Below are 14,611 nucleotides of genomic sequence, written 5' to 3'. Positions count from 1 at the left end.
TGCTAAAAATAGTATCAATATTTCGCTTAGAACTCGACTCGCGAACGTGTAAATCTTTAGTCCGCTTCTATATCTACTAATAGTTAAGTGTAACATATGATAAATGAATGATTGCCAAGATTCATATTAAAATAGTGAATAAATATTGAAATAATAATCAAGAAGTGCTTCCCCCCACAAATAGGTAACTGCTGTTCCAATGGCAATAAAAGGGCCGAAGGGAATGGGTTCTTTTCGCTTGACGGTTCCGGTTAACAACAGCATAACTCCAATCATTCCGCCGATAAAAGAAGCGATGAAGAAGGATAGCAAAGCCATTTTCCAGCCCATAACCAATCCGATCATGGCCATCAATTTGATATCTCCTCCGCCCATTCCGCCCCGGGTTATCACTGCAATCAAAAAGAGCAACCCCCCGGCAATGAAAAACCCGAGAATATAGTCTATGTATGGTAAAGGGCGGATAAAGAATCTTAGAATTAGAAATAAAATCATCCCGGAATAGACCACTTTATTGGAAATGATCTGATATTTTAAATCACTAACGGTAATAACCGAAAGAATAGCCAAAAAGGGAAGGGCAATCCATAATTCCTTGTCAAATCCAAAGCGGTCAAATGCGAAAAAAAACAAAACCGCCGTCCATATTTCGCCAAGGGGATAAAGAACAGAGATCGGCCTGCGGCAATACCGGCATTTTCCCTTTAAAAAGATATAGCTGAACACGGGAAACAAATCCCAAGGTTTAAGTCGCTGATTACATGAAGGACAGTGAGACGGCGGGTAAACAATGGATTCCCCTTTTGGAATTCTCAGGGCCACCACGTTAAGAAACGACCCGATAAACAGGGAGAAGATGATGAATAATATTATCAGTATTTCCATAGTATGCTCCTTAAAAAGAAAGGCAACCAAGAGGTTGCCTTATTATTAGTTTACAGTATAAGTATATTGATTACCACTTCTTACAACTGTAATATTGGAATATGCTGTACCATCTACTTGACTTTCTGGAACCTCGTCAAGATAGCCATTAGTAACCAATGTGTTCATACTAATAACTAGCGTGTTGGCAGGATTATTATCCGCATCTTCATCAAAATTAGGATCATCATCAACAGCGTTAAATCCATCATTGTCCATTATTAATCTTTTTGCTGCATTTATTATAATCTCTTCTGTGGTAGCATCCGTATTCGCTTTTGCATCATCAAAACTATCAATAATATTTGGAGCTGCAATTGCTGCAATAATGCCTAGAATCACTACGACCGCCAGTAATTCAATTAAAGTTACCCCACGCTGATTCCTTAAAAAATTTACCTTTTTACGTAAAAAATTCATAAAATTCCCCCTTCCCTTAGTACTAAAGCACTCTATTAGTACTTTTGTCCTATTTTGGTTATGACACCTATATTATAAAGACTTTACCGAAACTTGTATACACCTTTCAAATAATTTTCATATAATATTAATCTTTTTGAACATCCTCTTATAAGTTGCTATACAGCGTAAAGGTGGGAAGCAATATAGCCAATACAATCATCCCGACAATCCCGGCCATCACCACAATGAGCAAAGGCTCCAGCAGTGACTTTAACCGATCAGCCATCGCATCCACTTCCGCCTCATAAAAATCCGCCACTTTTTCCAGGATGCTGTCTAATGTTCCGGTTTGTTCCCCTACTGCCATCATTTGCACCACCATGGGAGGAAATACCCAATTCTCTTTCAATGGTCCGGTTAGGGATTGCCCGCTTCGCAGATGTTCTTTCGATTTTTCAATGGTTCTGGTGATCACCTCATTTCCGACCACATTGGAAACAATGTTTAGAATTTGTAACATCGGCACGGCAGCGGCAAACAAGGAACTAAAGGTTCTTGAAAAACGGGCCATTGCTGTTTTTTGAAGTAATTTTCCAAAAATAGGCATCTTCAATTTTAAGTAATCCAACCGATACCTACCGCTATCGGTTTTCCCGTACCATTTGATGAGAAAGAAGATGAAGAAGGGAAATGCAAGATACAAATACCAATATCCAATGACGCTGTTGCTGATTCCCATCACGATCCGGGTTACCAGCGGCAACTGAATCCCCAGTCCTTCAAATGTACTCACAAACTGGGGAACCACCTTCCACATAAGGAATCCTGTAACCAATACTGCAATGATCGATACTGTAATGGGATAGGTTAAAGCCGATTTGATTTTTTCCCTTGTCCCATGCTCTTTCTCAAAAAAGGACGCCAGCTTTTCCAACACATCATCCAGGTTCCCACTGGCTTCCCCTGCCCGGACCATATTGATAAAAATGGAAGAAAAGACCTTAGGGTGTTCCATGCAAGCGGCAGACAGCTGAGTTCCTGTACGAATCTCCGCAAGCACACTTTCCAAGGTCTTTTTTAAAACCTTACTCTCCGTTTGTTCGCTTAGCACCTTTACGGCATCTACCACTCCGATTCCCGCGCGGATCAAGGTGGCAAATTGACGGCAAAACACGACAAAGTGCTGGGATTTTACCTTGTTCCCTCCTAGTTCTATCTCTTTTTTCCATACGGATTCTTTATAAGGAGCAATGGAAGAGACATACAATCCCTGTTCCCTCAACCGTTGGTATGCATCTTGAAGATTATTGGTTTCAATCATCCCCTTTTTTTTCTGTCCCGTTCGGGAAGTGGCTTTGTATTGAAAGACAGGCATCCCTTCACCTCCTATATGGTCAGAAGAAAATTAAAAATCACCAAAGTTGACAGAGTATTGCCTAGCCATTGATTCCGTAATATGTCCTGAACGAATTAACTGTTTTAGCGATTGCTCCATCGTAATCATTCCCTGCTGAATCCCTGTCTGCATAATGGATTTTATTTGATGCACCTTTTCTGAACGGATCAGATTGGCTACAGCTGGAGTATTGACCAGTACTTCAATGGCTGCCATTCTTCCGTTTCCGTCCGCCGTAGGAATCAACCGTTGGGACATTACTCCCAGTAAAACCGCAGCCAATTGAATACGAACCTGTTGTTGCTGGGCCGGAGGAAAGACATCAATGATTCTGTCTATGGTTTGAGGAGCATCAGAGGTATGTAAAGTGGCAAACACCAGATGTCCCGTTTCGGCGGCACTGATAGCAGTGGCGATGGTTTCCAGATCCCTCATCTCCCCGACCAAAATAACATCAGGGTCCTGTCTTAAGGCTGCACGCAAGCCATTGGCAAAGGATAACGTATCCTGCCCCACTTCCCTTTGGTCTATAATACAGCGCTGATGAAGATGCAAATATTCAATGGGATCTTCTAAGGTAATGATATGTTTATACATCGTACGATTGATATAGTCAATCATCGATGCCAATGTCGTAGATTTACCGCTGCCGGTTGGTCCGGTAACCAAAAATAATCCCTGAGGTTTTTCAGCAAAATCACGGGCAATTGGAGGTAGACCCAACTGCTCCATACTGGGAACCTTTGAGTTGATGGTCCGAATGGCTAAACTGACACAACCCCTTTGGCGGTATACATTAATTCTAAAACGGGAAACTTGAGGGATGCCATAGGAAAAATCTGCTTCACCCTTTTCCCGGAATCGCTCATCTTGTTCTTGTGTCATCAACTGTCTAGCTATTTCTGCCGTTTCATTTGGTTTTAGCTTCTCTCCAGGAAGTGGTTTTAATTGGCCATGAATTCTCAGAATAGGCGGTGAACCTACCGTAATGTGCAAATCTGAAGCCCCCTGCTCATGGGCAAGACGGAGTAACTGCTCAATTTCCAATTTCGATTCCTCCTCATTCAATGGTTACCCTTAATACTTCCTGAATGGTGGTTAATCCTTCAACCGCCTTCATCAAACCATCCTTGATCATTGGAACCATGCCGATGGACATGGCATAATTTCGGTACTCTGAATCTGACTTCCTTGTCATTACCATCTCTCTCATCTTTTCATCCAAGGATAACACCTCATGGATAGCCAATCTGCCCCTGTACCCGGTTTGGCTGCAACTCCCACATCCTTGACCACGATACAATTTGGAGGCAGATAATTGATATTGTTCCAGCAAATTTTGTTCTTCAAAAGAGGGTTGGTAGGAGTCCCTGCATTGGGGACAAATACGTCGCACCAAACGCTGAGCCACTACGCCCGCAATGGATGAAGAGACAAGAAAGGGTTCAATTCCCATATCGATTAAACGGTTTAACGTGCTGACCGCATCGTTGGTATGCAACGTACTTAATACTAAATGGCCCGTTAATGCGGCTCGAACAGAGATTTCCGCCGTTTCCAAATCCCGGATTTCTCCGACCATGACAATATTGGGGTCCTGACGGAGAATAGAACGAAGTCCCCTGGCAAAGGTAAGTCCCGTCGTTGTATTTACCTGCACCTGATTAATTCCCGGAAGTTGGTACTCAACCGGGTCCTCAACGGTTATAATATTTACCTGTTCCGAATTTAAATAGCTAAGGGCTGCATAAAGGGTGGTGGTTTTCCCGCTTCCGGTGGGGCCGGTAATCAGGATTATCCCATAAGCCGAAGAAATCATTTTTCTAAAAGAGGCCAAATTGTTTTGAGATAGTCCCAGCTTCTCTATATTGGTGATCGCATTGGCCATATCCAATATACGAAGTACTGTTTTTTCCCCATGTATTGTGGGAAGGGTAGAAATACGAATATCTACTTTTCGATAATCCACTTCCATCTCGAACCGGCCATCCTGGGGTAAACGGCGTTCGGCGATGTTCAAGTTGGATAATATTTTAAGCCTTGCTGTTATGACACCCAGCATATGGGCAGGCAAGTCCCTTTCCGTCCTTAATATTCCGTCTATCCGGTATCTTATTTTCACGCTGTTTTCCTGTGGATCAAAATGAATGTCGCTGGCACCCATATTTACCGCTTGGGAAATAATCTGATTCACCATCCTGACAATTGGAGCATTATCATTTGTCGCTTCTGTTTCCTCTATTTCTTTGGGAATCGTCTGCATGACTTCGTCTAAAGTTTCTTGCAAACTGTAATACCGATTAATAGCCCTATTTAACTCTTCCTTGGAAGCAATAACCGGTTCCACTTGAAAGCCCGTACTCATGCGGACATCATCAATGGCATAGTAGTCTAGGGGATCGGACATGGCAATAATTAATTTATTATTTTCTAGACGAAGCGGAAGTACCCGATGTTTTTTTGCTATTTTATCAGGAATCATATTGATGATCTTATCGTCTATCTTTTGGCGATGCAGTTGGACGTGGGGAATTCCCAGTTGAAATTCCAATACTTCTATGAGTTGCTGTTCAGTAATATATCCTCGATCTATTAAAAGATCCCCCAGCTTCATCCCGCTTCCCTTCTGTTCCTGAAGAGCCTGCTTCAACTGTTGATCCGTAATGATCCCCGATTCAACTAATATATCCCCAATTCTTCTTCTGGTCATGACTGACATCTCCCTTATTCGCTGAAGATCATTCCGCTAACTCTTAATTCATCATTGAATGTTCCAACCGATAATACTCAATTCGCTGGAACCCCCTGAACCTCCTGCTGCTGCAGCCTCTGCAAGATCTAAAACAATCGTCGACCTGTCATTTCCCGAAATTTCATTCATGGCTGCGATTCCCCACAGAGAAAAGTCAGAAATGTTTTGACTGAAAGATACGCTTTCTAATGAAACGGCTCGGCCTAATATCCTTATCTGCTCCAAATTCTTGTCAAAAGTAATTTCTTTCTTAGCCAGGATATCTCCATTAATGTTAATATCCACGGATTTTTGATTAAAATCAACTGAATTATTCAGACTGGCCACTGACCCATTAATGGTGAGCTGTTGAATATCCTGACCAAAATTCACTTTATTACCGGCAACCAAGGCTCCTTCAATCACAACGTTTTCTAATTTTTGGTTAAGATCGATTTCCCCTGACTGACTGATGAGATTTCCGTTAAATTGAAAATTTCCACCGTCCTGACCTATATTTATTTTTTTCTCCGCCACCACGTTCTTTCCTATGGTTAAGCCATCAATTTTTGAATGAATATCCACCATATCGGTTTCACTGATGAGATTTCCATTTATTGTAATGTCCGATGAATCCTGTCCTATATTTACTTTTTTATAAGCAATCACATCTTCTTCAATGAGCAAATCCTCAATTTTTTGGTTAAAATCAATCATGTCGTTCACACTGGCTATTTTCCCGTCGATATTGATTATTTTTGAATCCTGTCCAACACTGATCTTCTTCAATGCCATGACATCCCCAAGCACATTTAATTTCTCCAATTTTTGATTCATTACCATATCACCATTTCGGCTGACCAAAAAACCGTCAATTCTTAAGTCTTTAACCTCTTTGCCTATCTTAATATCCCCAGAACTAAGTACGTTTCCTTCTATCGTAATGGATGTTGACTTATCTTTAATTTCAAATGATCCAATTGAAGTGAGTGATCCTTGAATGGTTAATTGATCTTTTTCGTTGTTAAAATCTGTATTTATCTTTATAGATTCAGTGGCAATAATAGGATAAGGGATAGTCCAGGAACTCCCATAGTTATTTCCGGTATCAATTTCCACTGTTTTTGCCAGCAAAGTAAGAACCCCGTTATTATCGATAAATTTCTCCGGTTCTGCAACAGGGTCAGGCGTATTGTCCGGGGAAAGGGTGAGTTCCAGCGAACTGGATAATCCTTCCGGAAGCTGTGAACCGGCAGGCCAATCCTGTGAATAGACAATATCATCTCCTGTTGGGAGCTGAGAAACAAGAATGTTGAAATCATTCTCAAAATCAGCATAATATTCTAAAATTTGTTCTTCGGTAATAGGAACTCCATCATCATCTTTAAAGCTTTCCAGATCTGATATATTTTTTACATCTCCAAAAACCAGGGGATAAGAAAATATCCCCAGATTCGGTGGAAAGGGCGGGTTATAACTCAACGTTATAGTGATTTCCTCATCCTTTACCCGACCAGTAGAACGTATCTCTTTCACTCCAGTATCAATGGCTACTTCAATATCTCCCAATGAAAAGCCTAGCTCCTGTTCAGACACGGAATCGGCATAAGAGATAGCGTCAAGCAATGTTTGCATAGGATTAAAGGGATCATATTTTTCTTTAAAATAAGACAAAGTCATATTTATTCCTGCTTCCGCCAACTGCTGGGCTTGTTCACTTTGTTCCGTTTTCAAAGTATTACGATAGCCTTCATAGGTGGAGAGAAGTAAAGGTGTGGTAAACACAGTTAGCAAAGCCACTAGAAAGAGAACCAACACTAAGGCAGAACCTTCTTCTTTTTTTATGATTCCTGTCATCACATAATCCCCTCACCCTGTTTTTTGGTTCATATCTATTTTATCTGAAAATCTTCGATTTTGTATCCGAAAATAATCCTTGTTGCTCTTTTTCCTGAAATCCGCTAAGTTAGGGTTAGGATCGATTTCAGTATTAAGTGAGAGTCTATGTGGTAGTTAACCATCGGATAAAGGATATGAGCTGAACTAACGACAGCCTTTAATTTCGTCCTTAGCAGAGCGACTAAAGAACGGGAATTATCCCTCAAACTGACGCCATCGTTGAAATACCCAAGTGTTTTTGAGGGCACCGTTCTTTAGCCTCGAAGCCAACTTATATCACTTCTATGACGAATTCGATTAACGGGCGTGTAAATCTTTAGTCCCGCATCTATGGAGGGGAGGAGAGAGTAATATGAACAACGAAAAGGGAATCACGTTAATTGAAATCTTGGCAGCCATAACCATACTTGCCATTATTGTAATTCCTGTCTCCATGTTGTTTACTGGCTCCTATACCAATTCAAAAAAGGAAGAAGAGAAGACCCAGGCTGTGCAAATTGCCAGATGGGTCACTGAAGAGATAAAAGAAAATTATCCCACCTATTCCTTGGATGATATTCGTGCCCAATACCCCGAATTCACCATTGACCCCCCCGTGATTACTTCGTATGGAACAAAAAAAGGAGTGACCCTTTCGTCTCTCCGGATCGTTGAAGTTACCGTATATCCCACCAGGGACAGCCAAAATCTAGTGACTTTACGTTCAATCATAAGGGTGAATTGATTATGAATCATAAAATATACCAAAACCAATATGGCATAACCCTAGTCGAAGTCTTGGCAGCAGTTGCCCTTTTAACCCTTGTTTTTTCGGTAGTTTTCCTTGTTATGGATCAAGTGAGCAGTTCCTGGACTACCATAACTGAAAAGGAAAAGGTCCAAGAGGAATCCCGGATCATACTGGATCATCTAGTTAGGGCAACTAGAAATACTTCAAAAAGCAATTTTATGTCCAGCAATCCGAATGAACCTGGACCAAATCCCGGTTTTATTCAACTTATTTTTCCGTCTCAAAGCGGCGAAGGAAATAAACGGATATATTGGGACAACACTGCAGATAACGACGATCCTTTCCCTCAATATACTTTTGCCATAGATCCTGGGGATGGAAACTATTTGTCTATCTCTAAAAATGTTTCATTCTTTAGCTGGGAGTATATCCCTGACAGCATACAGAAAAAGGGGATAAAATATAATATTGAACTTACAACAAGTTCAGGAAATTATCAATTTTCTGCAGCTACTTTTTTTCAAGATTGGTGAACACTGAAACTGATTCTGTTTTAATTTCTTGTGCACCATTACTTCTCCATTATTTTCAAAGAGTCAACCAGTGAGTGTGCCACTTTCCAAATATCTCCTGCTCCCATCGTGATAACGATATCACCGGGCTGGACTTTTTCTTTTAGAAACTGTAATATTTCCTCTTTAGTGGGTATAAATAGAGCCCCTGAATGACTTTTTTCCCTAATCAACTCCACAAGGCGTTTTGCCGATACCCCTTCGATCTGTTTTTCTCCCGCGGGAGAATAAATATCGGCAATCACCACTTCATCAGCTTCACCGAAGGATTTACTAAAGTCATCCAACAGGAAATAAGTCCTCGTATATCGCTGGGGTTGAAAAACAGCAATGATCCTTCTCCCGGTGGATTTTGCCCCATTGATTGTTGCCTTAATCTCAGTAGGGTGATGGGCATAGTCGTCAATGACTAAAATATCATGGACAAGTCCAATATGTTGAAAGCGTCGTTTGGCCCCCCGAAAGCATCCAAGGATCTCTGAGATTTTTTCAAATGGCACTCCAACCTGCAAGGAAGCAATGATGGCAGCTAAAGCATTTAATACATTGTGGGTCCCCGGTATCGCCAATTTCACTTCTCCCAAATCCTGACCTTGATAGAGTACAGTGAAGGAAGACCTGCCATCACCCAACTGAAGATTGGACACGGTATAATCTCCCTGGGAAAGCCCATATGTAACAATCTTTGTATTCAATTTCATTTTTATTTCCTGAAGATTTGAATCCTCTTCGCACAATATGGCGATCCCATCCTCACGAATCTGCCCCAAGAACTGGTAATAAGCCTCTATTAAATGTTTAAAATCACCATTGTAATTTTCGAGATGATCTGCCTCAATATTGGTAACCACGGCAATATAGGGATAATATTTCAAAAAACTGGCGTCACTCTCATCGGCTTCGGCAACCACATAATCGCTTTTTCCGGCTTTTGCATTGCTGTTCAAATCAACTATTTCTCCGCCGATGACGTATGTGGGATCCACTCCTGCCTTCTCCAAAATCAAAGCAATCATAGAGCTGGTAGTGGTTTTGCCATGAGCCCCGGATACGGCTATTCCTTTTTTCTCATTTAACAGCCGGGCAAGCATATCGGAGCGATGAACCAAGGGAATGTTCTGCTTTATCGCTTCCCTAAGTTCCACGTTATCCTTTGGAATGTCGGTGGAATAGACAACAAAGTCGGCACCGGCAACATGTGACGAGTCGTGACCAATATAAACCGTCGCCCCACGTGCCTCCAGTTTATCCGTCAGTTCCTTTTTGGTTACATCGGAACCAGAAACTGGATAACCCATATCTAATAAAACTCGGGCGATGGCACTCATCCCATATCCGCCAATTCCAACAAAATGAACATGTTCCTTGGTCTTCACCTAGTCACCAATCCTTTCTTTGTTGTACTCCACCAGAAATTTCCTAACATCAGAAATAAAATATAATGAGCCGGTAATTACAATCATTTTTTTATGATTCCAATCATTCATCATGATTCTTAGGACCTTTTCCCATTGAGATTCAACAAAAACCGTTGCATCACCAATGATAGGCTTTATTTTTTCAGCCACTTCTTCCGGATTGGCTCCCCTTTCATGGAAAGGTCTGGTCAGGGTTAATGAAGAACAAATCGGTGTTAAACGGCGCACCATCTCTTCATAGTTTTTATCTTTCAACACTCCCAAAATAACATGTTTTTCCTTTTCAGGATACAATTGTATTAGAGCATCGACAAGAGAAGACATCCCTTCGGGATTGTGGGCTCCGTCTAAAATCACCAGCGGCTTTTCGCTAACTTTTTCAAAGCGTCCGGGCCAAAAGGCTTTGGCCATTCCTCTTTTTACATCCTCTTCCTCCAAAATGGCGGCATTGTACTGCCTTAAGATTTCAAGGGCCATCAGGGCAACTGCAGCATTCATCAATTGGTGTTTTCCTAACAGCTGTATTTCCACCCCAGAATATTCTTTAAAGGGACTCTGAAAAGAGAAACGTTGTCCAACTTTGGAGAAGTGTTCTTCTTTTATAAAAAAATGCTGATTGAACCGGTAGAGGGAAGCTTTTTTCAATTGACTCATCTCTTCAATGACGGAAAGAGCTTCTTTTTTTTCCTCTGCGGTTACTACGGGGACCCCGGACTTTATAATCCCGGCTTTCTCGCTGGCAATGCTTTTTAGGCTTTCACCTAGTATATTTATATGGTCATATCCAATGTTTGTGATGATGGATACCACAGGATGAACGATATTGGTTGAATCCAGCCTTCCGCCAAGGCCTGTTTCCCACACCACATAATCGGGAAAAGAAACCGTGGCAAAATAAAGAATCGCCATAGCGGTGATTACTTCAAATTCTGTGGGTGATCCCCACTCCGTTTTGGAAAGTTCTTCAGCTAAAGGTTTTACCTTTGAAGTGAGTTCCATTAAATCTTGGTCCGGAATATCCTTTAGATTATACTGAATGCGATTCTGAAATCGGATGATATAGGGAGAAGTAAAGGTTCCCACATCATAACCGGCTTCCCGTAAAGCATAGGAAAGAAAAGAAGCCACAGAACCCTTTCCATTGGTGCCGGCAATATGGATAAACTTTAGCCGTCGGTGAGGATTTCCCAGTTGTTCCATCATCCATTCCATTCTCTTTAATCCGGGTTTGATACCCAGGGTGAGCAGCTGATGTACCCACCCTATTGCGTCATTTACATGTTGAAAAGGTCCTTCATTCATCTTATTTCACCATACCTTTAATTATGAACCCAATCCTTTTAATTCTTCCAATCTAATCTTAACCTTTTCTCTTTTTTCCAGGTAGTCTTTTTCCTTCTTTCTTTCTTCCTCAACCACATGAGCAGGTGCCTTATCAATAAAGCCTTTATTGGAAAGCTTCTTTTGCACTCTGTCTACTTCATAATTTAAGGTTACTAGCTCCTTAGACAACCGTTCAATCTCCTTATCAATGTCAATTAAGCCAGCCAAAGGAAGGTAAATCTCCGCTCCGGTTACCACTGCAGACATCGTCTTTTCGGGAACTGAAAGTTCAGGGCCCATACGAAGAGTTTCTGTATTGCAAAAACGGCGGAGATAGGATTCCCCTTCCTTCAACAGGCGAAGATTTTCTTCATTTGTCCTAACCAGGAGCTCAATCTTTTTACTTAATGGAACATTAACTTCCGCCCGGATGTTTCGTACCGCCTTTATGATATCCATCAACAGACCCATTTCCTTGGCAGCTTCAGGATAATCAAACTGATCATTGGCCACCGGCCATTTGGAAGACATGATGCTTTCTCCCTGGTGTGGAATATGCTGCCAAATTTCCTCGGTAACAAAGGGCATGTAGGGGTGGAGAAGCTTTAATATTTGGTCCAATACATAGGTAAGAACTGATTTGGTCTTGAGCTTCCCTTTTTCATCATTTCCATATAATGTGATTTTGGCCATCTCAATATACCAATCACAAAAATCATCCCAGATAAAGTTGTACAAAATTCTGCCCACTTCACCGAATTCAAATTGATCCAAAAGTCTGGTTACATCTTTAATCGTTTCATTTAGACGATGGAGAATCCATTGATCAGGGGTGCTTAATGGACCGGAAAGGTTGATCTGATCAACGGTAAATCCTTCTAAATTCATCAAGGCAAAACGGGAGGCATTCCAAATTTTGTTGGCAAAGTTCCGGGCCGCTTCTACCCTTTCCCAACGGAAGCGCTGATCATTTCCCGGAGTGCTTCCGGTAGCCAGCATATACCTCATGGCATCAGCCCCATACTGGTCTATAACCTCCATTGGATCAACACCATTTCCCAAGGATTTGGACATCTTTCTTCCTTCGGCATCTCGAACCAAACCAGTAATTAACACATATTTGAACGGATTTTGGTTGGTAAATTCCAATGCGGTAAAAATCATACGGGCAACCCAGAAATAAATAATATCATATCCGGTAACCAAAACGTCAGTGGGATAAAAATGCTTGATGTCTTCAGTTTCATCCGGCCATCCAAGGGTGGAGAAGGGCCAGAGGGCTGAACTAAACCAGGTATCCAGCACATCCTCGTCCTGCTTCAATTGATGGCTTCCACAGGAACAAACCCTCACATCTTTTCGGGATACGATGGTTTCTCCGCAATCTTCACAGTACCATGCAGGTATCCGGTGACCCCACCACAACTGTCTGGAAATACACCAATCTCTCACATTTTCTATCCAATGGAGATAAATTTTCTTAAATCTCTCAGGAACGAACTGAACCGTATCCTCTTTCAACCCATCGGCAATCGCCTGCTCTGCCAATGGCTTCATCTTTACAAACCATTGGGTGGACAAATAAGGTTCGATTACGGCTCCACTTCGTTCACTATGGCCAACGGAATGGACATGCTCTTCAATTTTAAATAAAACTCCCTGTTCCTGAAGATCCTTTACAATGGCCTTTCTACATTCAAAGCGATCCATTCCTTTATATTTTCCGGCATTTTCATTCATATGACCCGTTTCATCCATCACTAACACTTGTTCCAATTGATGACGCTGTCCAATTTCGAAATCATTGGGATCATGGGCAGGGGTTATTTTTACGGCTCCGCTTCCAAATTCCTTATCCACATAGCTATCGGCAATAATTTCAATTTCACGGCCGACAATGGGGAGTATAACTGTTTTGCCAATCAGATGCTGATAACGTTCATCATCAGGATGTACCGCTACAGCGGTATCCCCTAGCATCGTTTCAGGACGGGTGGTGGCCACTTCAATATAACCATTGCCATCCTTTAACGGGTAGCGCAGATGATAAAGAGCGCCCTTCACTTCTTTATACTCCACTTCAATATCCGATAATGCGGTGCGGGTAACAGGATCCCAGTTAATAATGTATTTTCCCCGATAAATCAGCCCCTTCTCGTAGAGACGAACAAACACTTCTCTTACGGCTTTGGATAATCCTTCGTCAAGGGTGAAACGCTCTCTGGAATAATCAAGGGAAAGGCCCATTTTCGACCATTGTTCCCGAATCACATTGGCATAATGATGCTTCCATTCCCATACTTTTTCAACGAAGGTTTCCCGACCAAGATCATAGCGGGACAACCCTTCCTCCTTTAATTTCCCCTCCACCCTGGCTTGGGTCGCAATTCCTGCGTGGTCCATTCCTGGAAGCCATAATGCATCAAAACCCTGCATCCGCTTGTAACGAATCATGATATCTTGAAGGGTATTGTTGAGGGCATGACCAATATGAAGATTTCCGGTAACATTGGGCGGAGGAATTACAATGGTGAAAGGAGTCTTTTCAGGGTTTCTTTCCGCCCTAAACAGCCCCTTTTTCAGCCAATAGGCATACCATTTCCCCTCTGCCTGTTTCGGGTCATATGTTTTTGGAATATTTAATTCAGTGGTTTGTTCAGACATAATCTTTCCTCCTTCATCATTTGAGTTAACAGGTACGGAACTAAACATACATGACCCGCAGGGTCACAAATTGATATGAAAATGTTATTTTCATATCAAAGAAATTTACTAAGGACAGCCTTCGAGTTCGTACCCAGCGGAGTGGTTAAAGAACGGAACAAGCACTCAAACTGACTCCATCTTCAAAATCCCCAAATGTTTTTGAGGGCTCCGTTTTTTACCCATGAAGCGGACTTTAAACACCTCGTTGCCGAACTCGACTAGCGGACGTGTAAATTCTTTAGTTCCATCCTTATCGTTGAACCAAGATTTCTTGATGAACAAAAAAACTCCTTCCATCCAAAGGACGAAAGAAGCTGCTCGCGGTACCACCTTTGTTCCCATTTCATTTAGAAATAGGCCCTTCATCAGATAACGGCTTATCACCGTTTCACCCTACTACCTCTATAAGAGGATGTTCAAAGAGTGGAACAAAAATCCAAAGATTTGTGTTCAGAAGGGTTCGGATGAAAAACTTCCGGGGGACCGTATATGCCTACACCTGGAAAACCT

Annotated in this window: 11 protein-coding genes; 2 read left to right on the top strand and 9 right to left on the bottom strand. The window is 41.8% G+C overall.

From position 1 onward, the window contains the following. Positions 1 to 126 precede the first annotated feature (126 nt). From L1765_RS01665 to L1765_RS01640, 6 genes are all read right to left on the bottom strand, one after another. Complete coding sequence (locus L1765_RS01665) at positions 127 to 885, bottom strand: prepilin peptidase (RefSeq protein ID WP_236403738.1); 759 nt, start codon at positions 883 to 885, stop codon at positions 127 to 129. Between the two features lie 45 nt (positions 886 to 930). Continuing rightward, positions 931 to 1,344: a prepilin-type N-terminal cleavage/methylation domain-containing protein gene (locus L1765_RS01660; RefSeq protein WP_236403737.1), complete on the bottom strand. Its 414-nt coding sequence runs from the start codon at positions 1,342 to 1,344 to the stop codon at positions 931 to 933. A 148-nt stretch (positions 1,345 to 1,492) separates the two neighbouring features. Next, complete coding sequence (locus L1765_RS01655; RefSeq protein ID WP_236403736.1) at positions 1,493 to 2,701, bottom strand: type II secretion system F family protein; 1,209 nt, start codon at positions 2,699 to 2,701, stop codon at positions 1,493 to 1,495. Positions 2,702 to 2,731: 30 nt separating this feature from the next. Next, positions 2,732 to 3,769 (bottom strand): type IV pilus twitching motility protein PilT, encoded by a 1,038-nt coding sequence (locus L1765_RS01650; RefSeq protein ID WP_236403735.1) that lies wholly within the window; start codon positions 3,767 to 3,769, stop codon positions 2,732 to 2,734. A gap of 13 nt (positions 3,770 to 3,782) precedes the next feature. After that, positions 3,783 to 5,432 (bottom strand): GspE/PulE family protein, encoded by a 1,650-nt coding sequence (locus L1765_RS01645; RefSeq protein WP_236403733.1) that lies wholly within the window; start codon positions 5,430 to 5,432, stop codon positions 3,783 to 3,785. 51 nt (positions 5,433 to 5,483) lie between these two features. Beyond that, complete coding sequence (locus L1765_RS01640) at positions 5,484 to 7,310, bottom strand: hypothetical protein (RefSeq protein ID WP_236403730.1); 1,827 nt, start codon at positions 7,308 to 7,310, stop codon at positions 5,484 to 5,486. A 394-nt stretch (positions 7,311 to 7,704) separates the two neighbouring features. Here L1765_RS01640 and L1765_RS01635 point away from each other — a divergent pair, with 394 nt between their 5' ends. Together L1765_RS01635 and L1765_RS01630 are read left to right on the top strand one after the other, a co-directional pair. Beyond that, positions 7,705 to 8,076 (top strand): type IV pilus modification PilV family protein, encoded by a 372-nt coding sequence (locus tag L1765_RS01635; RefSeq protein WP_236403727.1) that lies wholly within the window; start codon positions 7,705 to 7,707, stop codon positions 8,074 to 8,076. 2 nt (positions 8,077 to 8,078) lie between these two features. Next, the gene (locus tag L1765_RS01630; RefSeq protein ID WP_236403725.1) at positions 8,079 to 8,615 is read left to right on the top strand and encodes a PilW family protein; all 537 of its coding nucleotides are present in this window, start codon (positions 8,079 to 8,081) and stop codon (positions 8,613 to 8,615) included. A 38-nt stretch (positions 8,616 to 8,653) separates the two neighbouring features. Here the strand turns inward: L1765_RS01630 and murC are convergent, their stop codons facing one another. From murC to L1765_RS01615, 3 genes are read right to left on the bottom strand one after another with little or no spacing between them, the layout of a single operon-like run. Further along, positions 8,654 to 10,030: a UDP-N-acetylmuramate--L-alanine ligase gene (murC, locus tag L1765_RS01625; protein ID WP_236403722.1), complete on the bottom strand. Its 1,377-nt coding sequence runs from the start codon at positions 10,028 to 10,030 to the stop codon at positions 8,654 to 8,656. Continuing rightward, positions 10,031 to 11,374, bottom strand: a complete 1,344-nt coding sequence (locus tag L1765_RS01620; RefSeq protein WP_236403720.1) for a bifunctional folylpolyglutamate synthase/dihydrofolate synthase — start codon at positions 11,372 to 11,374, stop codon at positions 10,031 to 10,033. Positions 11,375 to 11,395: 21 nt separating this feature from the next. Continuing rightward, positions 11,396 to 14,059 carry a valine--tRNA ligase gene (locus L1765_RS01615; protein WP_236403718.1) on the bottom strand — a complete coding sequence of 888 codons (2,664 nt, stop codon included), beginning with the start codon at positions 14,057 to 14,059 and terminating at the stop codon, positions 11,396 to 11,398. Positions 14,060 to 14,611 lie beyond the last annotated feature (552 nt).

The organism is Microaerobacter geothermalis, assembly GCF_021608135.1.
Lineage (GTDB): Bacteria > Bacillota > Bacilli > DSM-22679 > DSM-22679 > Microaerobacter > Microaerobacter geothermalis.
Note: the sequence above shows the minus strand (reverse complement) of the source record. Positions and strands in the feature narration are given on the sequence as shown.

Coding starts and splice junctions, on each gene's coding strand:
- L1765_RS01665 (WP_236403738.1), bottom strand. CDS start 885: ATGGAAATACTGATAATATTATTCATCATCTTCTCCCTGTTTATCGGG.
- L1765_RS01660 (WP_236403737.1), bottom strand. CDS start 1,344: ATGAATTTTTTACGTAAAAAGGTAAATTTTTTAAGGAATCAGCGTGGG.
- L1765_RS01655 (WP_236403736.1), bottom strand. CDS start 2,701: ATGCCTGTCTTTCAATACAAAGCCACTTCCCGAACGGGACAGAAAAAA.
- L1765_RS01645 (WP_236403733.1), bottom strand. CDS start 5,432: ATGACCAGAAGAAGAATTGGGGATATATTAGTTGAATCGGGGATCATT.
- L1765_RS01640 (WP_236403730.1), bottom strand. CDS start 7,310: ATGACAGGAATCATAAAAAAAGAAGAAGGTTCTGCCTTAGTGTTGGTT.
- L1765_RS01635 (WP_236403727.1), top strand. CDS start 7,705: ATGAACAACGAAAAGGGAATCACGTTAATTGAAATCTTGGCAGCCATA.
- L1765_RS01630 (WP_236403725.1), top strand. CDS start 8,079: ATGAATCATAAAATATACCAAAACCAATATGGCATAACCCTAGTCGAA.
- L1765_RS01620 (WP_236403720.1), bottom strand. CDS start 11,374: ATGAATGAAGGACCTTTTCAACATGTAAATGACGCAATAGGGTGGGTA.
- L1765_RS01615 (WP_236403718.1), bottom strand. CDS start 14,059: ATGTCTGAACAAACCACTGAATTAAATATTCCAAAAACATATGACCCG.